This is a genomic window from Flavobacterium sp. 25HG05S-40 (assembly GCF_052654735.1).
In genome coordinates, this window is record NZ_CP199750.1 from 2532673 (window position 1) to 2559656 (window position 26984).

Below are 26984 nucleotides of genomic sequence, written 5' to 3' on the forward strand. Positions count from 1 at the left end.
TCAAAATAAAAAAACCTTGTAATTAACCAAAAGTTAACAAATGATGATAAAGTTTTAAGTTAATTTTGTGAACTTCATCAAACCATCAATACTTAAAATCATGCCAAAAAAATTAAAGACGCTTTTTTATTTGTTATTGATTCCAACATTTTTATTAGCTCAAAAAAAACACACGCTTAGTGGAACCGTTTTTGACGACAAAACCAAAGAAACGCTTATTGGTGCCTCGCTTTATGTAGAAGAGCTCAAAACAGCTTTTAGCACCAATGAATATGGTTTTTATTCGATTACGCTTCCTGCGGGAAATTATACGCTATCCATAAGTTATGTGGGCTACAAAACTTTTCAGGAAAAAATTTCGCTTACTCAAGACTTAAAGAAAAATCTACTTTTAGAAGGTTCCAATAATGTTTTAGATGAAGTAGTCGTCATTGATAACAAGAAAAGAATCAACATCAAAAAACCTGAAATGAGTGTTAACAAACTCACCATTCAGGAAATAAAGGAAATGCCCGTAATTCTGGGAGAAGTGGATATTATCAAATCGATTTTGACATTACCCGGAGTTACCAATGCCGGTGAAGGACAATCCGGATTCAATGTTCGAGGCGGTGGTGCTGACCAAAACCTCATCCAACTTGATGAAGCTACTATTTATAATTCTTCACATCTTTTCGGACTCTTCTCGGTATTCAATCCGGATGCTATAAAAGATTTAAAACTTTACAAAGGGGGCATTCCGGCACGTTATGGTGGCCGATTATCTTCAATTTTGGATATTTATCAAAAGGAAGGTAACAAAAACGAATTTCACATGAATGGCGGTATTGGATTAATCACCAGCCGAATCCTAGCTGAAGGTCCAATTGTAAAAGACAAAGGATCATTTCTAGTAGCAGGAAGAGGTTCGTATGCGCATCTTTTTTTAAAATTAATTGACAATCCCAATTCGGCCTATTTCTATGACTTAAACACCAAGTTGAGTTATTCGCTAAACGAAAAAAACAACATTTATGTGTCGGGTTATTTTGGGCGCGATGTTTTTCAGCTAAGCGACAGCTTTAAAAACACTTATGGTAATGCCATTTTAAACTTACGATGGAATCATCTGTTCTCCGACAAGCTATTTTCTAATTTATCCTTGATTTACTCTGATTATTATTACGGATTACAATTAGATTTTGTCGGACTCAACTGGGAAAGTGGCATCAAAAACTTCAATTTAAAGTATGATTTCAAACATTATCTCAGCAATAAAATTAAACTTACTTACGGATTTCATGGTAATTACTACGAGTTCAATCCGGGAACAATAAATCCTACTGGCGTAGATTCCGACATCAATCCCGATCAATTAGACCGAAAATATGCTTTTGAATCGGCTCTTTATGTAGATGCGGAACACCAACTTACGGATAATTTGGCGCTTTCTTACGGAGTTCGTTTTAGTTCTTTTTTACGTCTTGGTTTGCAGACTTTAAACACGTATGAAAACGATCAACCGGTTATTTTTAATCCGCAGTTTTCTATTTACGAAAGTGCTGACCCTATTGGAGTTGTCAATTACGGAAAGAATCAAACCATTGCCAAATTTGATAATCTCGAGCCAAGATTTGCCGTTTCCTATGCCATGAATGAAGACCAGTCCGTCAAAGCAAGTTATAACCGAATGACGCAGTACCTACATTTAATATCCAACACACAATCTCCTACTCCGCTTGACGTATGGGCACCTAGTGATCGGTATCTGAAACCACAATTGTTAGACCAATATGCTTTGGGCTATTTCAGAAATTTTAAAAATGATGCCTATTCTTTGGAAACGGAAGTTTTTTTCAAAAAAATCAAAAACAGAGTTGATTATATTGATGGTGCCAATCTTATTGCTAATGAAGCTATTGAACAAGTAATCCTAAACGGTAGAGCCAGAGCTTACGGACTTGAAGTATTGTTCCGAAAAAATGCCGGCAGAGCAACGGGTTGGGTTTCTTACACACTTTCCAGAACAGAGCAACAAGTAACTGGAAGAACTCCGGAAGAAACCGGAATCAATAACGGAAGATGGTACAAAACCGGTTTTGATAAAACGCACAATCTGGCCGTGGTTGGTAATTACAAGCTGAATGAGAAATGGCGTTTTGGAGCGAATTTTATTTTACAAACCGGTCAACCGGTTACGTTCCCGAATGGTCAATATGTGTATGAAGAAATTACGGTTCCAAGTTACACCAACAGAAACGAAGAAAACCTTCCCGCTTACCATCGTTTAGATGTTTCTGCGACACTAACACCAAGAAAAAATAAAGGCCGAAAATGGCACTCTGAATGGGTATTTGGCGTGTACAATATCTATAACCGACAAAATGCAGCTTCCATTACGTTCAGGCAAAATGATGAAACTGCTGCAAATGAAGCTGTTCGATTAACCATATTCGGGTTTGTTCCGAGTGCAACCTATAACATAAAGTTTTAAAATCATGAAAAAATCTATTATAGTACTATTGCTCCTAGTTACTTTTACATCGTGCGAAAAAGTAATTGATGTTGGTCTAAATACCGGTGAACCAAAATTAGTAGTAGAAGCTTCCATCAATTGGTACGAAGCTACAGATGGCAGTCAGCAAAAGATAAAACTATCTACCACAACAGACTATTTTGCCACGACAGTTCCGCCTGTTACTGATGCTGTCGTTTTTATTACAAACACTGCTGGACAAACTTTTACCTTTTTACAGAATACTGTGCCTGGAACTTATGAGTGTAGTAACTTTATTCCCATAGTCAATGAAGAATACACGCTTACCATTTCCTATCAGGGTGAAATGTACACCGCTACAGACAAACTCCTTGACACGCCTCAAATTACTCGGGTTGAACAAAAAGACGATGCTGGTTTTTTAGGGAATGAAACTGAGGTAAAATTTTTCTACGATGATTTTGATAATGAGACCAATCATTACTTCTTAAGAATAGACGACCCTTATAAAGTAATTCCGGAATACGGTGTTTTAGAAGATCGTTTTTTTCAAAATAACGAAATGTTTGCTTTGTATTTCAGTGAAGATTTAAAGCCTAGCGACACTTTAAAACTTACGTTAAACGGAATTAACCAAAACTATTACAATTATATGAACATTTTATTGGCTCAAACCGGTAGCAGTAGCGCCGGTCCATTCTCGACTCCAACATCGACGGTGAGAGGAAACGTAGTCAATCAAACCGATTTTAATAATTTTGCACTTGGCTATTTTAGGCTAAGTAAAACCTCGGTTAGAGAATACATCATTCAGTAAAAAGGTAAAATTTGAGAGGAGAAGTTTGACGTTTTTTTAGCTACTTTTACACTTAGTCCATAGACTTCTAATTTCTTACTTAAAATGTCATCACATCACATCGTTCGCGACGATCAGGAACCCGCTTTAATAATTGCCAATGGTGAAGCCTGTAGTGCTGAATTATTAGGCCAACTGCTCGAATGGTCACCATTAGTTATTGTTTTAGATTCGGCTATCGAAAGAGTACTTGAATTAGGTATCAAAATTGATGTTTTATTAGGTGATTTTGATAGAGGCTTCGATGCTGATTATTACAAGGAAAGGCAATATCCTATTGAAATCGTATACGCGCCTAATCAGGAAAAAACTGATTTGGAAAAAGCCTTTGATTATTTAATAGAAAAAGAGCACAAAGCGGCCAATGTAATTTGGGCTACCGGAAAACGTGCCGATCATACCATTACCAATATAACCAATATTGTTGCCTACAGAAACAAACTTAAAATCGTCATTCTTGATGATCATTCGAAAGTGTTTTTATTACCCTCCTCTTTTGAAAAATGGTATCCCCAAAACACTATTCTTTCTCTGATTCCGATTGGAAAAGTGAGCGGTATAAGTACTCAAAATCTTTTTTATCCTTTACAAGAAGAAGTGTTAACCATTGGTTACCGAACCGGAAGCAGCAACCATGTTACCCAAGATGGTATCGTTTCCATTACTCACAATGAAGGCGATTTATTATTAATGGAATGTTGGGACTAAACCACTACAGATGAAAACTCCAAATACTACTGAAAAAACTGGCTTACATCCTAGAAACCTTCATCGGTTTCGCTATGATTTTGAAGCCTTGGTAAAGGATTGTCCCGAATTAGAAAACTTCGTCTTTATCAATGAACACCAAATTCAAACCATTGACTTCAGCAACCCTAAAGCCGTAAAAGCTCTAAACAAAGCCTTATTGATGGTTCATTACGATATTCAGCATTGGGATATTCCGGACAACTATCTCTGTCCACCTATTCCGGGAAGAGCCGACTATATTCATTACATCGCTGATTTGCTAGCTGAAACCAACAACGGAAGTATTCCTGAAGGTGATGCTATCATGGGATTAGATATTGGTGTTGGTGCCAATGGTATTTATCCTATCATTGGAAATGCTTCGTATGGCTGGACTTTCGTTGGAACTGATATCGATGAAAAAGCATTACAGAATTGCAAAAAAATCATAGCGAATAACCCAAAACTCATCGATGTTATCAGTTTACAATTACAGATAGAACCAAGGTTTATCTTCAAAAACATTGTGCTTCCCGAAGATAAATTTGCCTTTACCATCTGTAACCCACCATTTCATTCCTCACCCGAAGAAGCGGCCAAAAGTGCTTTGAGAAAGGTTAACAACCTTGAGAATACTAAAACAACAAAACCTGTACTAAATTTTGGTGGACAAAATGCCGAATTGTGGTGCAAAGGCGGAGAATTAGGATTCATCACCCAAATGATTTATGAAAGCGTCAAATATCCGATGCAGTGTTTGTGGTTCACGACTTTGGTATCGAAAAAAGACAATCTGAAAAACATCTACAAACTACTCAATAAAATCGGCGCTACAGCAATCAAAACTATTGACATGGCACAAGGACAAAAAACAAGCCGAATAGTCGCTTGGACGTTTTTATCTCCCAAACAGCAACAAGAACTGCTAAACTCATTACAATCATGAGCGCACCAAAAATCGAAATCCTAAAAACTGAAATCCTCTCGGATAATTGGTATACACTACGAAAAATAACCTACAACTATCTTAAAAAAGATGGTGCGTGGGAAACCCAATCACGCGAAGCTTACGATCGTGGCAACGGCGCAACCATTTTGTTATACAATAAAAAGACACGAAATATAATCTTAACGCAACAATTCAGAATGCCAACTTACCTTAATGGGAATGCATCCGGTATGATGATAGAAGCTTGCGCAGGATTATTGGACAAAGACAACGCTGAAGAATGCATCCGAAGAGAAACCGAAGAGGAAACCGGTTATAAAATTTCTTCGGTTCAGAAACTATTTGAAGTGTATATGTCACCAGGTTCTGTAACAGAAATTGTGCATTTCTTTGCTGCCGAATATACCAAAGACATGAAAGTCAACGAAGGCGGTGGCATTCAAGAAGAACAAGAAAATATAGAAGTATTGGAACTTGATTTTGACCAAGCATATAACATGATTGCATCAGGAGATATTAAAGATGCCAAAACCATTATGCTATTACAATACGCAAAAATCAATATGCTGGTAGGGTAATTAAGCGAGAACGTGTTTTGTATATAATTAAACAAATGTTAAGATTTCTTTTTCGAGATTCCATTTATCTTTACACTAGAAATCTACCTAATTTTTATAAAACATGAAACGCATTCTCATCCTGCTGCTTTTAAGCACAAGCTTTTATTCTTTTTCACAACAAGCTAATACATTACAAAATTCAATCTCAAAAGCTAAGGAAGAGCACAAAAAAGTACTATTCTTTTTCTCAGGCTCGGATTGGTGTTCCCCTTGTGTAAAATTCAAGAGAAATTATATTGATAATCCTATTTTTAAAGAATATGCAACACAAAATTTAATTGTGTTCAATGCGGATTTCCCGAAATTGAAAAAAAATGCGCTTTCGACCGAACAAGTAACGGAAAACGAAAAATTAGCGGATAAATACAACCCGAAAGGTCTTTTCCCACTAGTGCTACTTTTGGATGAAAATGGAAAAACCATCAAAAAATGGGAAGCATTGCCATCCGAAACTGTAGAAGCATTTGTCACTGAGTTAAAATAATTGGCATAACAGTATGCAGTTCAAAAAAAACACACGGTTAATGGGGAATCAATTTGAATTTACGCTGATTGATGAGGATAAAAACCGTGCCGAAGCGAATTTTGAAATAGCCATACAGGAAATCAAAAGGATTGAACAACTTCTGACCACTTTTTCAGAAACCAGCATCACTTTTAAAATCAATGAAAATGCGGGAATTGCTCCTGTTGCAGTGAATGACGAAGTTTTTGATTTAATTAAAAGATGTCAATTTATTTCAAAAATTACGCAAGGTGCTTTCGACATTAGCTATGGAAGTCTGGACAAACGGTTTTGGAATTTTGATTTGAATATGACTTCGTTACCGGATGCTGAAACGGCTAAAAAGGCAGTAGCACTAATAAACTATGAAAATATTGAATTGGATGAAGTCCGAAAAACTGTCTTTTTGAAAAACAAAGGAATGCGGATTGGTTTTGGTGGAATCGGAAAAGGGTACGCCGCAGAAATGGCGAAGAAAAAATTGATGGAAAACGGTGTGTCAAACGGAATTGTAAATGCCTCCGGAGATTTAACCGCTTGGGGATTTCAGGAAAATGGAGAAGCTTGGACCATCGGTGTTGCCGACCCCAACCAAAAGAAATCCATATTCTCAACCTTTAAGATTACGGATAAAGCAGTAGCAACTTCAGGAAATTATGAAAAATTTGTTCTGATTGACAACAAAAGATATTCGCACACCATCGATCCCAAAACCGGCTATCCGATATCGGGAATAAAAAGTGTCACCATACTGGCCGAGAACGCAGAAATAGCCGATGCTCTAGCAACTCCAGTTACGGTTATGGGCATTGAAGTCGGAATGGATTTTATAAATCAACTAAAAACAATAGGCTGCATCATTATTGATGATAACGATAAAACCTATTTCTCTAAAAATATAACTATTAATTAAGGTCATGAAAAAAATCATTGTTCCCATGGCACTACTCTCGTTATGCGCCTGTAGTCCGGTAAAAGAGTATCAAAAATCAAAATTAAACGATGCTGAAATGGCACTAACAGCCAAAAAAACAGAAAAATTTGAAAACACATTTCAACTTTACAGAGAAGCAAGTTCGGGAGCCAATGGCGGAAAAACAGGTGGTGGATGTGGTTGTAATTAACAGAAAAAAGTAATGAAAAGAAGAATCATCACCGCAGCTTGTCTGGCATTTTTGTTCAGCCATCAGGCCAAAGCTCAAAACGATAGCGTTGCTACCAACTACAAGAAACAAAAACTAAAAATTGAGGAAATCAATTTTATATCGAGTTATTATACTCAAGACGGCAATAATTCAGCCGTAACTGGTGGCGAAGGAACGGAAAAGCTAACCGACATCGCTACTAATTTTGAAGTGATTTTATCCAAAAGAGATTCGAAAAACAACCTTCATACTTTAGACGTAAATGTCGGAATTGATAGTTACACTTCTGCTTCCTCAGACAAAATCGACCCAAGTTCTGTCAGCTCTGCATCGTATCAAGACATCCGAATTTATCCTTCGGCGAACTACAGTTATGCTAACGAAGAGCAAAAAACAATCTATAATGGAGGTGTTTCCTTTTCGGCTGAATACGATTATTTCTCTATTGGAGCTAATGTTGGTTTTACCAAAACATCCAAAGATAACAACCGTGAATTTTCAGTTAAAGGAATGGCGTTTTTTGATACCTGGAAAGTCATTCTTCCCATAGAATTGAGGAGCAATCCGTCTGACAATGATGCGCGACATAATGATGCCAAACCCCGAAATTCCTATAATCTGGGTTTAACATTATCGCAAGTCATCAATAAGAAATTCCAAATAGCGGTATTGGCCGATATTGGCTATCAGGAAGGATTATTGGCAACGAAATTTAATCGAGTTTATTTTGATGATTTATCCGTACGCTCTGAAAAGTTACCCAATACACGTTTTAAAATTCCGGTCGGAATTCGTGGCAACTATTTCCTAAATGATAAAATTGTATTGCGTACGTTCTACCGATACTATTATGATAACTGGGACATTAGTTCACATACCATCAGTTTTGAACCCAGTTACAAACTGACCGAGTTCTCCACGTTATCGCTTCCGTATCGATTTTACCATCAGAGTCAGGCCAAATATTTTGATGCTAAAAATCAACACCAACTGACCAACGAATATTACACCAGTGATTATGATTTGTCAAAATTCTCGAGTAATATGATTGGTTTGGGTTATCATCTTGTCGACAGTAACAAAGGAATTTTCAATATCAAAAGGATACACAGTTTGGATCTTCGCTACGGATTTTACACCCGAAATGACGGCTTGGATTCACACATCATAACGCTGGCACTGCAGTTTAAATAAGATTTGGTTTCTATAAAGTTACAAAGTTAAAAGTAGCAGCATTTATACTTTTAACTTTGTAACTTTGTGGCTAAGTCCATCAAAAAATGAAGTTCCAAGTCGTATCCGATTACAAACCTACAGGCGATCAGCCACAAGCCATTGAGAAACTCTCTAACGGAATCATTAATGGTGAAAAATACCAAACACTACTAGGTGTAACCGGCTCCGGAAAAACCTTTACTGTTGCCAATGTGGTTCAAAATGTAGACAAACCGACCTTGGTTTTAGCGCATAACAAGACTTTGGCTGCGCAATTGTATTCTGAATTCAAACAGTTTTTTCCCAACAATTCGGTACAGTATTTTGTCTCGTATTACGACTATTATCAGCCCGAAGCCTTTATTCCGGTTACGGGAACCTATATCGAAAAAGATTTATCCATCAATGAAGAACTCGAAAAGCTCCGATTAAGCACCACTTCTGCCCTACTTTCGGGTCGTCGTGATATTATTGTGGTGTCTTCGGTTTCGTGTTTGTACGGAATTGGAAATCCAGTGGAATTTCAAAAAAATGTGGTTTCGATTGCTAAAAACGAAGTCATCTCCCGGACCAAATTACTACACCGACTAGTTCAAAGTTTATACTCTAGAACGGAAGCCGATTTTACTCCGGGCACTTTCAGAATCAAAGGAGACACGGTCGATATTTTTCCGAGTTATGCCGATGAACCATATCGGGTACACTTTTTTGGTGATGAAATTGAAGAAATTGAAGCCTTTGACGCCAAAAGTTCAAAAGTCTTGGAACGTTATGAAAAACTGAATATTTATCCGGCCAATATGTTTGTGACATCGCCTGATGTATTGCAAGCTGCGATTTGGGATATACAGCAAGATTTAGTCAAACAAGTAGACTATTTTAAAGAAATTGGCAAACATCTCGAAGCAAAACGCTTGGAAGAACGCACCAATTTTGATTTAGAGATGATTCGCGAATTAGGGTATTGCTCCGGAATTGAGAATTATTCCCGCTATTTGGATCGACGACTTCCGGGAACACGTCCTTTCTGTTTGTTAGATTATTTTCCAGATGATTTTTTAATGGTGGTTGATGAAAGTCACGTTACTATTTCTCAGGTTCATGCCATGTACGGTGGCGACAGAAGCCGTAAAGAAAATCTGGTCGAGTATGGTTTCCGATTACCTGCTGCTATGGACAATCGTCCGCTGAAGTTTGAGGAATTTGAAAGTATGCAGAACCAAGTGATTTATGTTTCGGCAACTCCCGCCGATTATGAATTGGAAAAATCGGAAGGTGTCTTTGTAGAACAAGTCATTCGCCCAACCGGATTGTTAGATCCAATTATTGAAGTACGTCCAAGCCTTAATCAGATTGACGATTTGATTGAAGAAATTCAGGTACGATGTGAAGCCGATGAACGGGTTTTGGTTACTACATTAACAAAAAGAATGGCCGAAGAACTCACAAAATATTTAACCAAAGTTTCCATCAGATGCCGCTATATTCACTCGGATGTGGATACCTTAGAGCGTGTTGAAATCATGCAAGATTTGCGTAAAGGTTTGTTTGATGTACTGATTGGAGTCAACTTATTGCGTGAAGGTCTTGATTTACCTGAAGTTTCGCTGGTAGCCATTTTGGATGCTGATAAAGAAGGTTTTTTAAGAAGCCACCGTTCTTTAACACAAACGGTTGGACGTGCTGCCAGAAACGTCAACGGAAAAGCCATAATGTATGCTGACAAGATTACGAACAGTATGCAAAAAACCATCGATGATACCAATTATCGTCGGGAAAAGCAAATAGCTTACAATACTTTACATGGATTAGAGCCAAAAGCGTTGAATAAAAGCTTAGGAAGTGCCTTAGGAAACAACTCTGTTTCTACGCAATACTACGAAAACCAAGCGTTAAAAGCCGCCGAACCTGAAAGTCTTTACTTATCGAAACCTGAAATCGAAAAGAAAATTCGGGAAGCCCGAAAAGCCATGGAAAAAGCGGCCAAAGATCTAGATTTTATGCAAGCCGCTAAATATCGTGATGAGATTAAAGCATTGCAGGAGAAAATATAAAATACGACATTTTACGTATACTTTCCTAGCAATCAGTATGGTAAATTTGTAAAAAACTATTTATCATGCTAAAAAAAATCACCTTATTGCTACTGTTTTCTTTCATCAGTAGTTACGCTCAAAACGGTGCTCACTCTACAACTAGTAGAGTTTCTAGGCTATTTGTATCACAAGACGAAACTAAATTCTTGACCTTATCTGGCACTGAAATTGTACTTTGGGATAACATCACTAATCAAATGATTTGGATGAAAAAACTAAGCGACTTAGGATTAGGTAACGAAATATTACACGACCCAATAGTTGGTGTTGATCCTTATCTTAAGTACATGGTCCTAACCAATAAAATGTCATATCGAAAGTTGGTTAATCTCACTAATTTCACGACAACTCCATGGTCTTATTACACATATGATTTTGTAAATGACGGCAGAATAGCCGTAATGGACTACGATTTTAGTAAAAAAAACAGCAATACTGCTTATTTATTGAATTTAGATACGGGTCAAAAAGAACTTATTGCGGACAAAATGAGTGATTTACGAGTGATTGGCAATGGAAAATTTGTAAAAATTTTTTATAATAACAAAACAGTAAGTGACTACAATGATGATAAAACGAAAGTATATGAAATGTCAACAAAGTCGTTCAATAAATCAAAATTTGATTGGAGAATTCTTGACAATAACTTTACTTCAGGTAATCTTACCGCTACTTATTCTTATGGAGCAAAATCAATTACAACAACAGATGCTCAGGGCAAACAAATTACAAATTTCACAGTTAAAAACCCTGTAACTGGTTCAATGGAAAATAATAAAACACATTTGTTTTATGTTTCTGAAACCCAACCTCACGCGTATTTTTTAGAGCAAGACAGCAACAAACCGAATGAAAAGTTAAGCTATTTGTATTTGTATGACATTATAAATGGCAATGTGGTAAAAAGAATTGAACTTCACGACACCTCTGAATCTGCAAAGTTGATTTCCGAAAAAGAAATTGGAAAACAGAGACAAATTGAAGCTGAAAATCAACGAATATTTAATCTTCCCGAAAATGTATTAAAAAGACGGCTTTCTAATCTTCAAGGAAACGCCTATTACAACACCAATACCAAAGGAATATACTATGTAGTTCCGAATAAACCTTTATATCAAGGCGATTTGGTTCGAATGGATGCCTTAAACGACAGCCCAAAACTAAAAATGGAAGTCTATGAGAAAATTGAAACTCTTGAAAATCCTTCTATTTACAAAAAAATCATCAGTAGAAAATCGTGTACCTATTGCAACGGCAAAGGTTCTATTTCTAACTCGTACACACGAACTGCAGCCGATTACGAATATACAACAGGAAAAAAATTAGTAGAAACAACAACACACACCAATTCTTGCGGCAATTGTGGCGGTTGCGGATTGGTCCCTGTTTTTAATTAGAAAAATTAACTTAGAAGATTGACTTTAACTAGGCTAACAAAATTTTGTAACCAGACTAAAGCATTGCAGGAAAGAATTTAACAAAAAGAATTGTAACATTATAATGTTACATTCTTCACAATAAAAGAGAGTTTTATTTAGTAGAATTGTATAAATTTACTTATGAACTGTTTTTTATGAAAAAATATTTCCTCCTCTTATTATTGTTTCCCACTGTTTCGTTTACGCAATATAAGAAAGAGATTGATTCTTTAAGTCGACTCATACATAAAACGAAAGACATTCAAATAAAAGTTGATAGCTATCGCGAATTAATTCAAATTTATATAACCTCTGATTTACCAACAGCCCAAACTAAGATTAATGAACTAAAAAATCTGAATCAAAATAATTCCTGTGAAAAATGTGAAGCGATGTCCGATTTTTTACAAGCTAGGTATTATTCAATGTCGTTAAATAGTTCGGATAAAATAATAACTTACTATAAAAAAAGTACCGACCGTTCTTTTAAAATTAAAGATTATGACTTTTACTCCATTGCAATGATGCATCTCATCAACCATTATGTCAATAAAAATAAAATGGACGAAGCAGAAGTGGAATTGAAAAAGTACTTCGAACTTACCAAAAAAATTAACTATACCGATTATTACAATAGTATTTACTACCTCTACGGAAAACTTTACAAAAGAAAAGGATACAATAACTTAGCTCTTAAAAATTTAATTCTAGCTGATAAATATTTTAAATATAAATTTTCAGATGATATTTCTATTAGAATTGGTGACTTATTAGAGATTGCATCGTTCTATACTGATTTAAAAAACAAAGAAAAAGCAAATCTTTACATCAAAAAAGCGCTGCAATTATTAAAAAAGACAAATCATCCCATAACTGTTGTGAATACCAACTTTAAAATGGGTGAAATAGAATATAAGAATAAAAATTACAGCAAATCTTTGAGCTATCTAACGCAAATTTTAAATCCAAAAGACACCGCTAAAACGGTACCTTATAAATACGATATCGCTTTATTAATGGGACAAACCTATCAAGAAATCAATGAATTGAGCAAAGCAAGTCTGTATACTGAAATGGCAGTTCGCGAATTTACTAAGTTACAAGATTCTATTTATTTAATTAATGCATTGACAAATAACGCAAAAATTAACCTCAAGAAAAACAATTACCCATCGGCGAAAAAAGACATTGATATTGCCAAAAGATTAGCACAAAAACAAGAAGTCACTTTAGATATAATAGACGTATACAACACCGAAATTGAATACTACAAAAAAATTAAAAACTTTGAGGCAGCCCTAAAATCAATCCGTCAAAAAGATTTTTATCTTAACAAGTACAACGAAAAAACAAATTTAGCAAACCTCAACGAACAAGATATTATATACCAAACCGAGAAAAAAGAACAACAGATACAACTGCTCTCTACGCAAAATGAATTAGCTCAGAAACAAAAATACATATACATTATTTTATTAGCATTGCTGGTTCTAGTAGGAGGAAGTTTGCTTTATGGATACAGAAATAAAATCAAAACTGCGCAAAAATTAAAAGAACTCAGTGAATTAAAATCGCGCTTCTTTGCCAACATCTCGCACGAATTCAGAACACCATTAACATTGATAAAAAGTCCGGTTCAGAGTCTGCAAAATGAAATTTCAGATGTAAATCAGAAAAATAAGTTACAATTGATTCAAACAAATTCAACCAGAATGCTGGAATTAGTTGATCAATTACTGGAACTTTCAAAAATTGATAGTGGCAACTTAAAGCTTATTTTGAAAAATGGTACTATCAGTTTGTTTTTGAAATCCTTAATCGAGCCTTTTGAATTTCAGGCGAAAGAAAAAGAAATACATTTTAGTGCTTCGATTCACAAATCGTTAGAAAATCACCTTTTCGACAAAGACGTAATTGAAAAAATTGTGACCAACTTGGTTTCGAATGCCTTTAAATATTCACCTCAAGACGAACTCATTGTTTTTAGTTCTTCGGTTGAAAATTCGAATTTAAAATTGGTTGTTTCCAATTCGGGAAGCGATGTCAAAAAAGAAGATTTACCTAAATTATTCGAGCGTTTTTATCAGAAAAACGAGTCTCAACATGGCGTTGGAATTGGCTTGGCGTTAGTAAAAGAATTAGTCGATTTGTACAAAGGAACCATTGTAACATCGCTGGAAAACGACGAATTATCATTTATTGTAAATATACCTTTGACTGTTGCGAATGAAAATGCTGTGGTTATTCCAACGAAAGAAACGAGCTCAACAATTGAAAATGCTACTACTTGCGAAACTGAGTTTCCTATTTTATTACTAGTAGATGATAATGCCGAAATTCGTTCGGTTATAAAAGACCTATTCAAAAACGAGTATCAAATTCTGGAAGCACAAAATGGTGAAACAGCCTTAAAACTAGCCCAAAAAGAAATTCCAGATTGTATTATTTCCGATGTAATGATGCCAAAAATGGACGGATTTGAATTTACAAAACAGATTAAAACCAATGAATTAACATCATTCATTCCGCTTATTTTATTAACGGCAAAAACATCGGAAGAAGCACATCTTGAAGGTCTAAAAAGTACTGCTGATGCCTTTTTGACCAAACCATTCAATAATGATATTGTCAAAGCAACAGTTTTACAACTTATCACGGAACGCAAAAAACTTCACAAGCGATATAGCCAAGAATTGGTTTTGCGACCAGTTGATATTGTAATTAATTCGGTTGAAGAAAAATTTATTGAAAAACTACAATCAATTTTAGAAAGACAACTTTCTAATTCCGAGTTTACTTCTGAAGATTTTGCATCAGAAATTGGCATGAGTAGAATGCAGTTACATAGGAAATTAAAATCACTTTTGGGCGTTTCCTCAACCGAATTCTTACGAAACGAACGTTTGAAAGTCAGTGCTGAATTACTCAAAAAAGGCAACGGAAACATCTCAGAAATTGCCTACTCTGTTGGGTTCAATGATGTATCTTATTTCTCTAAATGTTTCAAAGAAATGTATCACTGCACACCTTCTGAATATATAGAAAAAAGCTGAAACTTTCCGATTAACCCTTAATTTTATTGACTTGTAATACCATGTTACATATATCATAATCCCTGTTACAATAGTCACAGGGATTTTTTTGTGCTTATCCTAGATTTACATCAACAAAAAAACGAAGGTTACATGTCAAAGAAAGAAAACGTAAAATATGAAGCGAATATCAATCAGTTTCTTGACAAGAAAATATACATCAATGTAAACCATCTTGAAAAAGGCGACTATGAATTGAGAGTCATCAACAAAAACAAACTAATAGTAAAAACGACTTTTAAAAAAAAATAAACATGAAAAAAATTATACTCGTACTAGTGTTACTACCTTTTTTATCAATAGCACAAATAGGAATAAACACAACCACTCCAAAAGCCGCATTAGATGTAGAATCTACCAATAACGGAATGTTAATTCCTCGCGTTCAATTAACTTCTACACTAGATACTTCAACGGTCGTTAATCCAAATGCTGGACCATTGGAAACCTCTACATTGGTTTATAATATAGCAGCAGCTGGAGTTATTCCAAACAATGTTTTTGCAGGTTTTTACTATTGGAATGGTTCGCAGTGGATTGCACTTAGTGCCAGTTCAGGCTGGACATTAAACGGAAATACCGCTATAACTTCTCCGGCAATTCCTATAACTTATGGAACATCCGCTATTGGTATCGCCGAAACCTTTTTAGGAACAACCGATAATAATGATGTAACCATTGGAACTGACAATATTGAACGAATGCGCATCAAAAACACAACCGGAAACGTTGGAATTGGAACTGCAAATCCGTCCTCAACACTTGAAATTGTGAGCAACGGAACAACTGACTTAAAAGTTAGTTCCCGCGGTGCTTTTGGTCCAACTCGATTTTCAATGATAAGTGATAAAGAACTTCCTGATGAATGGCGACCAACTTTTATAGAAAGCGCCGATAACGGTTTTTTTACAGGAAGAATGGATTTCTTTACTAACGGAACAGGAATTACAAATAAGTTTGGTTCGGTTAGAGCAATGAGTATTACCAATGGAAAAGTTGGAATAGGGACCACAAATCCATCTGAAAAATTACATGTATTTGACAACTCTAATGCTAATAAAAGTGCTGTTTATAGCGAGGTTAGTCAAACAAATACATTGCTTTATTATCAAAACATTGCAATGAAAGGAATTGGTAGTGGAAGTGGAGCAACACAAATAGGTTATGCAAATGGTGTTATGGGAATTGGAAATAGTCAAAACAGTTATTTTGCAACAGGTGTTTACGCTCATTTAGGAAATACAACACCAATACTTCCGGCAACAAATCAAGCATTATATGCCAACGGAAATGGTTTAGGAAATGCTGGTATATTTATGGGTGGAAATGTGGGTATTAATACACAAACACCAACTCTAGCTCGCCTGCAAGTCGACGGAATGTCGGGAAACACTACTGCCCTTTTCAGAGGAAACTCAACTACAAGTCAAGGAATATCAATGGTAGCTGATTGGCCAGGTGTCTACTTTAACTCCTATTATAATGGTGCCATTAGGCAAATGTCAAATTCGGGATATCCGACAATTATAAATACCGATCAATCATCGGGTGGATTAGTCTTTCAAACAACCAATATTGCTAATACAACATCTGGAGCAGCTATTGCATCAATTCCGGTGCGAATGACTATTGCTGGAAATGGAAATGTTGGAATCGGAGCGCCAACTCCGAGTAACTTATTGCATGTAAACAGCGCTGCTTCAGGAGCTGTACGAATTGTAGATGGCACTCAAGCTACAGGTAGAGTGTTAACCTCAAATGCAACTGGAGTAGGAACTTGGCAAGAAATTGGAATTAACAATGTTGTAGGAACATTAGCAGCAACTGGAGCAACAATTACAAGCACAACAGGTCCTTATCTGCAAACTGGAGCATCAATTACTCTTCCATCTGGGCGTTATGCAGTAAATGTAAACATGCTTTTGGCCAGATTTCCCATAGTTTTAACACCAAATGATTCTTCCTTTTGGGTTAGATCTACTTTCTCTGACAGCCCATTTATTAACCCAACACCATCAGCGTATATTGTGGGCTCTAGTTTAATAAGTGGTAATCTTCCGGGTTCTAATTATTATGGATTGTTAACTGGTACAATAATTATCAACAACAACTCAGGCGGACCATTGACCTTTTATTATGTTGCAGGCAATGTCGTAACTCACAATACAAGTGGATTCATCACCAATTTTGGCGGTACGCTATGGGCAGAAAATAACATTATTGCCTACCGCTTAAACTAAATTTAATTTAATACTAATCTATAAAAACAATCATCCATGAAAACAAAAATTTTAAAATCAGTGTCAATTGTACTTTTTATAAGTACCAGCCTATTTTCTTGTAGTAGCGATTCTATTGTAACTAATGAAAATGAAAACAACATTACTAACTCACACCTTTTAAAACCGCCACCTCCAGGATTACCCGAATTTTTTTACCGATATAATGGCGTTCTGCCTTACACCAATGTTCCTGATTCATTTGTAGTCATTTCTGACAAAGTAATCTTCGCAATGGACGGTTCATTTAATGTGATAAAAATACCTCTTAGCTCTATAGAGGTTGGCACCTATTTTATTGGCGAATTAAACAGTTTTACCTATAACTTGCCTTCGAATCCCAACACTTGGTTTGCCTATGACGGTTATATAAAAATTACGCAAAATAATGATGCAGAAATTTCCGGAATTATTAAAGTTGAAGGAGGAGGCGTTGGATACAAAGGCATTACTTCCATAAATGGCTATTTTAAAGCAGTGCCGATTGTGCCATAATTTTAAACGTTTTATCAAAGTACAACAAGAGCACCTAGAAAGGTGCTTTTTTTAATTCAACTGCTCTTGAAAAACTTCCAGTAAATATTCTGCTGGAATCATTTTGGTCGGAGAAGCTTCCATAGCTTTCAGCACTCTTTTGATTGCATGTGGATTTAATCCCATATTGATGCCAATTTCGTGAATTTTAATCTGTTCTCGTTCGTGTAAAACGCCATCACAATGCATCAATAAAGCCAAACGATAGAATTGCTGGATTCGTTCAAATTCCGATTTGATAACTACAGGATACTCTTCATGATGAAACAGGCTCTTGAACGCATCTTTGTCAATCTGAAGTTCTTCAGCTATCATTGACAAAAAAAGATATTCTCTTTCATGAAGCCTTCCGTCTACAACTGAAAAAGCTATCATTTCGGATAAAAGTGCTAATTTTTCTTCGTATTTGTCCATCAAATATTTATTTTTAGCTAAAATATAATTTTTATAGATAAGATAATCATATTTTTTTTAACATCGATACAATACAATTTTATCTAATTTTGCTCAACAAACATAATTACTATGAAAGCTTTTAGAATTTTCGTTTTTTGTTTACTCCTTACCTCAATGACTTCATCGGCGCAAAATTATTATGGCGTCAATAGGGACCTTAGAGATAACAGAACACCAAAACCACCAACACCAGAAGAAATTGAAAAAGACAGGGTTCAATATGTTGATAAATATATGGTCAAATTAAAAAGTGAATTAACTCTCGATGAGCTTCAAGTTATCGCCATAAAAAATGAAATTCTGTCCAACAGTAAGAATATCGATATTATCATGAAAAAAGAAGACTCACAGGAAGACAAATCCAAAGAGATCAAAGCCATGATGGATAAAACGGATGTTGTGATTAATTCCTATCTAAACAAAGAGCAGAAAGAGAAATATAAACTGTTTAAAGCTAATCTTAAATCCAAAAAGAAAGACAAAAAGGATAAAAAGGATAAAAAAGAAGATCCATCTAATGAAGAACAATTCTAATTCAGAGGCATCTTGAAACAGTATCTTTTGTTGATAGTATTCTTTTATCTATCCAATATTTTCGCCCAAAGTACTGCAAGTGCTCAGGTTTCAACCTTTTCTATTGATGCGCCTCAACTCAAAACCAATAAGAAGATTTGGGTTTATCTACCCAAAAATTACAAAACTTCCACTCAAAAATATCCCGTAATGTACCTACACGATGCACAAAACTTATTTGATGCTTCGACTTCTTATGTTGGTGAATGGAATGTGGATGAAACTTTAGACAGCATTAATGCTAAAGTGATTGTTATCGGAATTGAACATGGTGGAGACAAACGTATAGAAGAATTGACTCCATTCAAACATTCAAAATATGGTGGCGGCAAAGCCGATGACTATCTCGATTTCATTGTTAATACATTGAAGCCAAAGATTGATGCTACCTTTAGAACTAAAACTAATTCGAAAAACACAGCTATTTTTGGCAGTTCTCTTGGTGGATTAGTGTCGTTTTATGCTGCTATCAAATATCCAAATGTATTTGGAAAAGTGGGCTGCTTCTCCCCTGCTTTTTGGTTTGGCAGAAATGAAATGAACGAACTACTATCAAAAACAAAAGACTTTAATACTAAAATATATTTCATGTGCGGAGATAATGAAGGTGATGCCGATGTTATTCCTGACATGAAGAATATAGAATATTGGGTCAATTCCAAACGATGTGAATGTAAAAAAAAGAACAAAGAAGTCATCGTTAAAGGTGGTCAACACAATGAAAAATTATGGAGAGAGCAGTTCAAAAAGGCGTACCTTTGGCTTTTCTAATTGCGTTGTTTAACGTAGAAAATCCAAGTTAAAATCTAAATCAGAAACTAATGAACAACAACGATATCTTTAAAAAACTGCGTGTAGCCTTGCAATTGCGTGATGACCAAATTGTAGAAATTATGCAACTGGTAGATTTTCGGATTTCTGCAGCCGAATTAGGTGCTTTTTTTAGAACTACCGATCATCCTAAATATATGGATTGTGGAGACCAAGTACTGCGTAATTTTCTAAACGGATTGGTAATTCATCTTCGTGGCACCAAAGAAAATCCGAAAAATGCCATGGATGTTATCAAGCAAAATCAAGAAGATGTAAAAAAGAATACTTCTGAAAAACCTAAAGCTGAATTTAAACCCAAAACCGAGTTCAAGCCTAAAACAGAAACCAAAAAGAAGCCTTTCAATCCTAAAGATAAAAGAGCAGCACCTAAAGTTCAGGTTGTTGAAAAAGTGCAGTACAAAAATGGTAAAAACAAAAAGTAGTTTTCTGTATGAAGTTGTTGCTTAAATTATTGGTTTTTTGTTTACTGATTCCAAGTTTTTCTTGTAAAGATAAAACCAATGAAACTAGTGTTACGCCTGAAATCAATAAGGAAAGTAGCCTTTCAAAAACTACTCCTAAGAAATTTCTTTTTGATGCTTCCAAAGCGCAAACAGCAGGAAATGCCGACTGGATTTTGGATGCTGATAGGTTTCCACAACAATTTCCAACTCCGAATCAAACTTCTATAACAGCTTCAACTCCTGAAAACTATTGGAACGGCGCTTTATCTTCCTGGGGAATTGCGCTAGTAAAATTAGGACATCAAGTTGAAACTTTACCTTCAAGAAGCAGCATCACTTATGGTGAAAATCACAGTCAAGATTTAAAAAACTATGCTGTTTTTGTAGTCGACGAACCTAATAGTAGATTTACAGATTCTGAAAAAACCGCTATCTTGAATTTTGTTAAAAACGGTGGTGGCTTGTTTATGATTTCAAATCATACAGGTTCTGACAGAAATCATGACGGTTATGATTCGGTACAAATATGGAATGACTTGATGGAGCATAATACTGTACAAAAGAATCCGTTTGGTTTCAAAATCGATAAGAATGTTTTTTCAGAAACTACTTCCAATACTTTGCCTTCCAATCCGATTGTATATGGTTCACAAGGAAAAGTTACCGAACTTAAATTTTCAGCAGGTACCTCAATTAGCTTATTGCCATCAGAGACTAAAACAGCTCAGGGATTAATCTGGAGAAAAAACTCGACTCAGGGAAACGCTAATATTATGTGTGCTTGGGCAACTTTTGGAAAAGGAAGAGTGGTTGTACTTGGCGACAGTTCACCCGCTGACGATGGTACAGGATACAAAAAGGACAAACTCTATTATGGTTGGACCGAATTGGATTCACATTCCCGACTTCACTTAAATGCCTCGCTTTGGCTGGCCCAATTATAAAATAAAAAAACCTTAGGAAAACTCAGGTTTTTTTGTACTTATCTTAATCGTCTTTGTTCTCTTGCTAACAACGTATTTTTGAGTAACATCGCAATGGTCATGGGGCCAACGCCTCCTGGAACCGGAGTGATATGGGATGCTTTTTTAGATACATTTTCAAAGTCGACATCACCTGTAATTCGGTAGCCTCTTGGATCATTCTCATCAGCAACTCTTGTGATTCCAACGTCAATTACAACCGCTCCATCTTTAACCATTTCTGCTTTTAGATAGTTGGGAACGCCTAATGCCGTGATGATAATATCAGCTTGAGTCGTAATTTGGGCAATATTTTTAGTATAACTATGGGTTAACGTCACTGTGGAATTTCCAGGAAAACCTTTTCTTCCCATCAAAATACTCATTGGTCTACCAACAATGTGACTTCTACCAATAACAACGGTATGCTTTCCTTTAGTTTCAACATTATAGCGTTCCAGCAATTCCAAAATTCCAAATGGTGTTGCTGGAATAAATGTCGTCATATCCAAAGCCATTTTTCCGAAATTCTCCGGATGAAATCCATCTACGTCTTTACTTGGGTCGATGGCCATCAATATTTTTTGCGTATCAATCTGGTCCGGTAAAGGTAGTTGTACAATGAAACCATCGATGTCATCATTTTGATTGAGCTCGCCAATTTTTTTCAAAAGTTCGGTTTCAGATGTCGTGCTTGGCATTTTGATGAGTGTAGATTCAAAACCTACCAACTCACAGGCTTTTACTTTGCTGCCAACATAGGTAAGACTAGCGCCGTCATTTCCGACAATCAATGCGGCCAGATGCGGGACTTTCTCACCATTGGATTTCATTTTATTAACTTCAGCTGTGATTTCGTTTTTGATATCACTCGATGTTTTCTTACCGTCTAATAATTCCATTGTTTGTGTTGTTGTTAGTTATAAAAAAAGACGCGAAAAATCGCGCCTTTGCCTATTGTTTCATTCCGCCCATCATCTTCATCAGATTTTTGGCTCCTCCACCTTGCATCATCTTCATCATCTTACTCATTTGGTCGAATTGTTTCATGAGTTGATTTACCTCTTCTATTTTTCTACCTGAACCTTTAGCGATTCTGGTTTTTCGCTTCATATCAATGATAGATGGTTTCGATCTTTCATTAGGTGTCATCGAATAAATAATGGCTTCAATATGTTTGAAAGCATCATCTTCAATTTCAACATCTTTTAATGCTTTTCCGGCACCTGGTATCATTCCGACTAAGTCTTTCATGTTACCCATTTTTTTTACTTGTTGTATTTGCGTTAGGAAATCATCAAAACCAAATTCATTTTTAGCAATTTTCTTTTGAATTTTTCTGGCTTCTTCCTCATCATACTGTTCTTGCGCTCGTTCCACCAAAGAAACAACGTCACCCATTCCGAGAATTCTTTCCGCCATACGAGATGGATAAAACACATCGATGGCTTCCATTTTTTCTCCCGTTCCAATAAATTTAATCGGTTTGTCTACTACAGATTTGATAGAAATCGCAGCTCCACCTCGAGTATCACCATCTAATTTGGTTAAAATTACCCCGTCAAAATTCAATCGGTCGTTAAAGGCTTTTGCCGTATTAACCGCATCCTGACCCGTCATAGCATCTACCACAAATAACGTTTCCTGTGGTTTGATAGCGGCATGAACATTGGCAATTTCATTCATCATCTCCTCATCAATTGCCAAACGCCCAGCTGTATCGACAATAACGACATTAAAACCTTTTGATTTGGCATGCTGGATCGCATTTAATGCAATTTGAACCGCGTTTTTATTTTCGGGTTCCGAGTATACTTCAACGCCAATTTGGTCACCCACAACGTGCAATTGGTTGATAGCCGCTGGACGATAAATATCACAGGCTACTAAAAGTGGTTTTTTATTCTTTTTAGTTTTTAAATAGCTAGCTAATTTTCCGGAAAAAGTAGTTTTTCCAGAACCTTGTAAACCCGACATTAAAATCACGGTTGGATTTCCGGAAAGATTAATTCCTGTGGCATCACCACCCATTAATTCGGTCAATTCGTCTTTTACGATTTTAACCAATAATTGTCCGGGTTGTAAGGTTGTCAAAACGTTTTCACCAATAGCTTTTTCTTTAACTTTTGTGGTAAAATCTTTGGCGATTTTAAAATTAACATCGGCATCAAGCAATGCGCGACGGACTTCTTTCAAAGTTTCGGCTACATTGACTTCGGTAATTTTTCCGTGTCCCTTTAGGATATGGAATGCTTTATCTAGTTTATCACTTAAATTATTGAACATCGGTAAACTTTGTTTTTAATGAAGTGCAAATTTAAGGATTTGATTTCGAAATTTTATGATTCGACGGAATAAAAAAAACCATCTTGTTTTTCAAACAAGATGGTTTTCAAAATAGTAACTCAACTTTAAAAACTAACTTAATTTTTTGTAAAAACTAAAGTATCAGTTCCTCCATTTCCACCACTTACATCAATTAACGAAATGGTGTTCGCAGAATACGTAACAATATCCCAATCATCCGTCAAATCAGCAAAATTAGCAGGAGCACCGAATGCAATATTAAAATCTAAGTCGCCACTTGGGTTGTCATCATCACTGTCATCTGAAGTAACAGACCATGATCCCGTGTATGTATTGGTACCGTTAGTCGCGGTTAAAACATTACCGGAAGCAAAGGTAAAATTGTAACCAGTAAAATCATTGGTTTCATTATTTCCTGAGTCTACATAACTAGTTACACGCCAAGTTCCTTGGCTTGCTGTGTTGATTACCGGAGTAGGATCTGTAGAAGAGGAATTATCGTCTGAGCTACACATCGACGCAACATTTAGCATCATTAGGCAAAATAAGGCCGGAATTAAAAATACTTTTTTCATAGTTTTAAGTTTAAAGATTAAGGATTTAAATAAGTAGTAATATCAAGGTAATTAATAACAAACATCACTATTGAAATGATAAAAAACCAAATCAAAAACTGATTGAGAATATAATGTACTCTAGATGTTTCTTTTGCCGAAAACTTATCGGTTTTCTCATGAACATCAGTAGTATCACTAAAGAATTTTCGATGCAAAAGTTTCATAATCTATTGTTTAATTTTTTGTAAAAGTGAGATAGTCTGTGTCACCGTTTCCACCGCTTACATCTTTGAGTCTGATTTGGGTTTCAGAATATTCGATAATGCGCCAATCGTCTTCTAATTCCTCTAAACTGGTTCCGTAAAAAGATAAATCTAACTTGTCTTGACCACTATCAGAAATAACACTCCAATGTCCGTTAGTCGGCACTGCATTTAAAACCGCAGTTAATGTTCCACCTGTATTAAAGGTAAAGACATATCCTTCAAAATCATCTGTTTCATCATCGTCTTCTTCAAAATAATAAGAGACATACCAAGTTCCCGAAGAAATCACTGTTTCTAAAGAGGTTCCCCCAGAACCGCCGCCACCGCTATTGTCGTCACAATCACCTATAGAATCTTCTAAAAATCCCATTAATTCGGAATTTGAATTTATAACTACTGTTTGCCAATCAGAATTTACAACGGATATTGGATAGCTTAATGCAACATAAGTAGCCGAATTCAAATTCGCTAAAAAATTAAATAAAGTAGTGTTGCTCGTTACTGTGACCGTATTCGCAATCTGATTATTAGCATCGTATAAATTAATACTTAATGGATATACTAATGAAACACAATCAATTTCATCGAAATTATCGTCATCGCCACAAGCCGCAATGGCTGCTTGCAATTGACTGTAACTATTGATGAGTTCTGTCGCATAGTTTTGATATTGTATTGTAATAGGATAATTAAAATAAACGATATCATCATCGTCATCATCTTCCTCTATAGCATCTTGAACCAACTGATAATCTGCTCGCGATGAAACTACGATGGTATTACTATTGACAGTCACTGTAACTGGAAGTTGAATACCAATCATACTAGATTTATCCAAAACATTATCAATTGCTGTTGGATTTTGTGATGTTCTTGATAAAAGTCCTGCCATCGGAGATGTTTTTAAAAATCCTTGCGTATTTTCATCAATAACAGTATTTTCTTCTTCTTGACAGCTGCCAAAAGAAACTAGTAGTAAGCCCAAAATTATGTATCGCACTATTTTCATAAGATTATACTATGATGGTATGAGGTAAAAACACGCATTTCGTAATTTACCCTACCATAATTAAAAAAAATAATTATTTTTACCCGAGACAAAGCCAAAACAATATGTCAAAAGAGGATTTATCAGGTATATGCAAAGAAAGCATTTTTTCGGCTTTCTTTAAAAGTCATGCTAAAGCATTACGCAATTATCTTTATTACAAGTTTGGCAACGAAGATCAAGCCGAAGATATAGCTCAGGAAGCTTTCATCAAATTATGGCAAAATTGTGCCGATGTTCCTCTCGAAAAAGCTAAATCCTATATTTATACCATAGCCAATAATGCTTCTTTAAACATTATTGCACATCAAAAAGTGGTTTTGAATTATGCCAAAAGTTCGCCAAATAAAGAAGCTACAAATGAAAGCCCAGAATTTGTTTTAGAAGAAGAACAATTTAAAACCAAACTGTTAACCGCCATACAAAACCTAAACGAGACACAAAGGGTTGCCTTTCTGATGCACCGCATTGACGGAAAAAAATATGCTGAAATTGCAAATGAATTGGATATTTCAGTCAAAGCTGTAGAAAAGCGTATACATTTGGCATTAGTGGAGTTACGAAAAGAGTTTGATCATTTTAAGTAGGGTAAAATAATCGCAATCTGTTTTAGATTGAAATGCCTCAAAATTATGGAAGAAAATTACAAATTAGCAAAATGGCTTTCCGGAGAAATGACGGAGCAAGAATTAGCTGCTTTTAAAGCTGATCCTGACTTTGCGCTTTATGAAAAAATTAAAAATCATTCCGCGAAGTTGGAAATTACTCCTTTTGATGAACAGAAGATGTTTTCAAAAATAATGAACGCACCAAAAAAACAAGTTAAAACGGTTTCTTTAACACAGCACTGGATGTTTAGAGTTGCCGCGGTTTTGGTCATTGGATTGGGTTTATTTTTTACCTATAAAAACTTTGAAACCTCATCAGAGTTTGCTCAAAATGGATCTCGCACAACGTTTGTATTACCCGATCAATCCGAAGTCGTTTTAAACTCTGGTTCTGAAATCAATTATAAAAAATGGGGTTGGGACAGCAGACGTTCCTTGGAATTGCAAGGAGAAGCCTATTTTAAAGTAGCAAAAGGAAAAACATTCGTAGTCAATACATCCTTGGGTAAAGTAAGTGTTCTAGGAACACAGTTTAATGTCAAACAACGAGATAATCGATTTGATGTTAGCTGCTATGAAGGTAAAGTCAAAATAAACTATAATAATACAGAGCTCATTATCACTAAAGGAATGAGTGTTGCCTTTCAAGACGGTAAATCTCTTGATATTCCCCAAAATAAAGTCGAAAAACCTGAGTGGCTTAGTAATGAAATGGTTTTTTATCAATCCGATTTAAAATCCATTGTAAGTGAGTTTGAACGTCATTTTAATGTAACTTTGGAATTGAAAATCACTGATAGCAATCAATTATTTACCGGAACTATTCCGTGTGAAAACATTGATGTTGCTTTACAGGTTTTGTCCATTAGCTATCATTTAAAGCCTGTAAAAGTGACTAAAAACAAAATTATATTAACCGCCGTGAATGCTCAAAAATAGGTTAGTCTGTTCACTTTTTATTTTCTTTTTTCTTTTCACAGTTGTCCAGAGTTGGGCACAAACGGAAAAGAAAGCCA

General features: G+C 35.6%; 27 protein-coding genes. 21 read left to right on the plus strand and 6 right to left on the minus strand.

All coding sequences use genetic code 11. The features are described from left to right. Window positions 1-100: 100 nt before the first annotated feature. The 15 genes from ACULEU_RS10955 to ACULEU_RS11025 all read left to right on the plus strand — a co-directional run bounded on the left by ACULEU_RS10955 (window position 101) and on the right by ACULEU_RS11025 (window position 17875). Entirely contained in the window at window positions 101-2473 is a 2373-nt protein-coding gene (locus ACULEU_RS10955; RefSeq protein ID WP_445452628.1) for a TonB-dependent receptor, read from the plus strand. A gap of 4 nt (window positions 2474-2477) precedes the next feature. Beyond that, entirely contained in the window at window positions 2478-3293 is an 816-nt protein-coding gene (locus ACULEU_RS10960; RefSeq protein ID WP_445452629.1) for a DUF4249 domain-containing protein, read from the plus strand. An 84-nt stretch (window positions 3294-3377) separates the two neighbouring features. Beyond that, complete coding sequence (locus ACULEU_RS10965) at window positions 3378-4040, plus strand: thiamine diphosphokinase (protein ID WP_445452630.1); 663 nt, start codon at window positions 3378-3380, stop codon at window positions 4038-4040. A 10-nt stretch (window positions 4041-4050) separates the two neighbouring features. Further along, the gene (gene rlmF / locus ACULEU_RS10970; RefSeq protein ID WP_445452631.1) at window positions 4051-5007 is read left to right on the plus strand and encodes a 23S rRNA (adenine(1618)-N(6))-methyltransferase RlmF; all 957 of its coding nucleotides are present in this window, start codon (window positions 4051-4053) and stop codon (window positions 5005-5007) included. Then, window positions 5004-5588, plus strand: a complete 585-nt coding sequence (gene nudK / locus ACULEU_RS10975) for a GDP-mannose pyrophosphatase NudK (protein WP_445452632.1) — start codon at window positions 5004-5006, stop codon at window positions 5586-5588. The genes rlmF and nudK overlap by 4 nt, the downstream gene beginning before the upstream one ends. Before the next feature lie 103 nt (window positions 5589-5691). After that, window positions 5692-6114 carry a thioredoxin family protein gene (locus ACULEU_RS10980; protein ID WP_445452633.1) on the plus strand — a complete coding sequence of 141 codons (423 nt, stop codon included), beginning with the start codon at window positions 5692-5694 and terminating at the stop codon, window positions 6112-6114. Between the two features lie 13 nt (window positions 6115-6127). Beyond that, window positions 6128-7048: an FAD:protein FMN transferase gene (locus ACULEU_RS10985; RefSeq protein ID WP_445452634.1), complete on the plus strand. Its 921-nt coding sequence runs from the start codon at window positions 6128-6130 to the stop codon at window positions 7046-7048. Between the two features lie 4 nt (window positions 7049-7052). Beyond that, window positions 7053-7259: a DUF4266 domain-containing protein gene (locus ACULEU_RS10990; protein WP_445452635.1), complete on the plus strand. Its 207-nt coding sequence runs from the start codon at window positions 7053-7055 to the stop codon at window positions 7257-7259. A 12-nt stretch (window positions 7260-7271) separates the two neighbouring features. Further along, on the plus strand, window positions 7272-8474 hold the full coding sequence (locus tag ACULEU_RS10995; RefSeq protein ID WP_445452636.1) for a DUF3570 domain-containing protein: 1203 nt from the start codon (window positions 7272-7274) through the stop codon (window positions 8472-8474). Between the two features lie 86 nt (window positions 8475-8560). After that, window positions 8561-10549, plus strand: coding sequence for an excinuclease ABC subunit UvrB (gene uvrB, locus ACULEU_RS11000; RefSeq protein ID WP_445452637.1), 1989 nt, complete (start codon window positions 8561-8563; stop codon window positions 10547-10549). 65 nt (window positions 10550-10614) lie between these two features. Further along, a complete protein-coding gene (locus ACULEU_RS11005) occupies window positions 10615-11988 on the plus strand; it encodes a hypothetical protein (RefSeq protein WP_445452638.1) in 1374 nt (457 codons plus the stop codon). A gap of 176 nt (window positions 11989-12164) precedes the next feature. Then, window positions 12165-15062 carry a response regulator gene (locus ACULEU_RS11010; RefSeq protein WP_445452639.1) on the plus strand — a complete coding sequence of 966 codons (2898 nt, stop codon included), beginning with the start codon at window positions 12165-12167 and terminating at the stop codon, window positions 15060-15062. Window positions 15063-15194: 132 nt separating this feature from the next. Continuing rightward, window positions 15195-15353: a hypothetical protein gene (locus ACULEU_RS11015; RefSeq protein WP_445452640.1), complete on the plus strand. Its 159-nt coding sequence runs from the start codon at window positions 15195-15197 to the stop codon at window positions 15351-15353. Window positions 15354-15355: 2 nt separating this feature from the next. Next, window positions 15356-17341: a hypothetical protein gene (locus ACULEU_RS11020; protein ID WP_445452641.1), complete on the plus strand. Its 1986-nt coding sequence runs from the start codon at window positions 15356-15358 to the stop codon at window positions 17339-17341. 36 nt (window positions 17342-17377) lie between these two features. Beyond that, the gene (locus tag ACULEU_RS11025) at window positions 17378-17875 is read left to right on the plus strand and encodes a hypothetical protein (RefSeq protein WP_445452642.1); all 498 of its coding nucleotides are present in this window, start codon (window positions 17378-17380) and stop codon (window positions 17873-17875) included. Window positions 17876-17926: 51 nt separating this feature from the next. Here ACULEU_RS11025 and ACULEU_RS11030 read toward each other — a convergent pair whose 3' ends face one another. Next, window positions 17927-18328 (minus strand): excinuclease ABC subunit B, encoded by a 402-nt coding sequence (locus ACULEU_RS11030; protein WP_445452643.1) that lies wholly within the window; start codon window positions 18326-18328, stop codon window positions 17927-17929. Window positions 18329-18439: 111 nt separating this feature from the next. Here ACULEU_RS11030 and ACULEU_RS11035 point away from each other — a divergent pair, with 111 nt between their 5' ends. From ACULEU_RS11035 to ACULEU_RS11050, 4 genes are read left to right on the plus strand one after another with little or no spacing between them, the layout of a single operon-like run. Next, entirely contained in the window at window positions 18440-18904 is a 465-nt protein-coding gene (locus ACULEU_RS11035; RefSeq protein WP_445452644.1) for a hypothetical protein, read from the plus strand. Window positions 18905-18916: 12 nt separating this feature from the next. Then, complete coding sequence (locus ACULEU_RS11040) at window positions 18917-19714, plus strand: alpha/beta hydrolase (RefSeq protein ID WP_445452645.1); 798 nt, start codon at window positions 18917-18919, stop codon at window positions 19712-19714. A gap of 50 nt (window positions 19715-19764) precedes the next feature. Then, complete coding sequence (locus tag ACULEU_RS11045) at window positions 19765-20199, plus strand: DUF1456 family protein (RefSeq protein ID WP_445452646.1); 435 nt, start codon at window positions 19765-19767, stop codon at window positions 20197-20199. Between the two features lie 8 nt (window positions 20200-20207). Continuing rightward, window positions 20208-21164: a hypothetical protein gene (locus ACULEU_RS11050; protein WP_445452647.1), complete on the plus strand. Its 957-nt coding sequence runs from the start codon at window positions 20208-20210 to the stop codon at window positions 21162-21164. A 38-nt stretch (window positions 21165-21202) separates the two neighbouring features. Here the strand turns inward: ACULEU_RS11050 and ACULEU_RS11055 are convergent, their stop codons facing one another. The 5 genes from ACULEU_RS11055 to ACULEU_RS11075 form a co-directional block, all read right to left on the minus strand. Then, window positions 21203-22084: a bifunctional 5,10-methylenetetrahydrofolate dehydrogenase/5,10-methenyltetrahydrofolate cyclohydrolase gene (locus ACULEU_RS11055; RefSeq protein WP_445452648.1), complete on the minus strand. Its 882-nt coding sequence runs from the start codon at window positions 22082-22084 to the stop codon at window positions 21203-21205. A 52-nt stretch (window positions 22085-22136) separates the two neighbouring features. Next, a complete protein-coding gene (gene ffh / locus ACULEU_RS11060; RefSeq protein ID WP_445452649.1) occupies window positions 22137-23468 on the minus strand; it encodes a signal recognition particle protein in 1332 nt (443 codons plus the stop codon). Window positions 23469-23605: 137 nt separating this feature from the next. After that, complete coding sequence (locus ACULEU_RS11065; RefSeq protein ID WP_445452650.1) at window positions 23606-24064, minus strand: hypothetical protein; 459 nt, start codon at window positions 24062-24064, stop codon at window positions 23606-23608. Between the two features lie 17 nt (window positions 24065-24081). Then, window positions 24082-24270 carry a hypothetical protein gene (locus ACULEU_RS11070; protein WP_445452651.1) on the minus strand — a complete coding sequence of 63 codons (189 nt, stop codon included), beginning with the start codon at window positions 24268-24270 and terminating at the stop codon, window positions 24082-24084. Window positions 24271-24280: 10 nt separating this feature from the next. Then, window positions 24281-25321, minus strand: coding sequence for a hypothetical protein (locus tag ACULEU_RS11075; protein WP_445452652.1), 1041 nt, complete (start codon window positions 25319-25321; stop codon window positions 24281-24283). A gap of 104 nt (window positions 25322-25425) precedes the next feature. Here ACULEU_RS11075 and ACULEU_RS11080 point away from each other — a divergent pair, with 104 nt between their 5' ends. Beyond that, window positions 25426-25947, plus strand: coding sequence for an RNA polymerase sigma factor (locus ACULEU_RS11080; RefSeq protein ID WP_445452653.1), 522 nt, complete (start codon window positions 25426-25428; stop codon window positions 25945-25947). A gap of 45 nt (window positions 25948-25992) precedes the next feature. Next, on the plus strand, window positions 25993-26907 hold the full coding sequence (locus tag ACULEU_RS11085) for a FecR family protein (RefSeq protein ID WP_445452654.1): 915 nt from the start codon (window positions 25993-25995) through the stop codon (window positions 26905-26907). Window positions 26908-26984 lie beyond the last annotated feature (77 nt).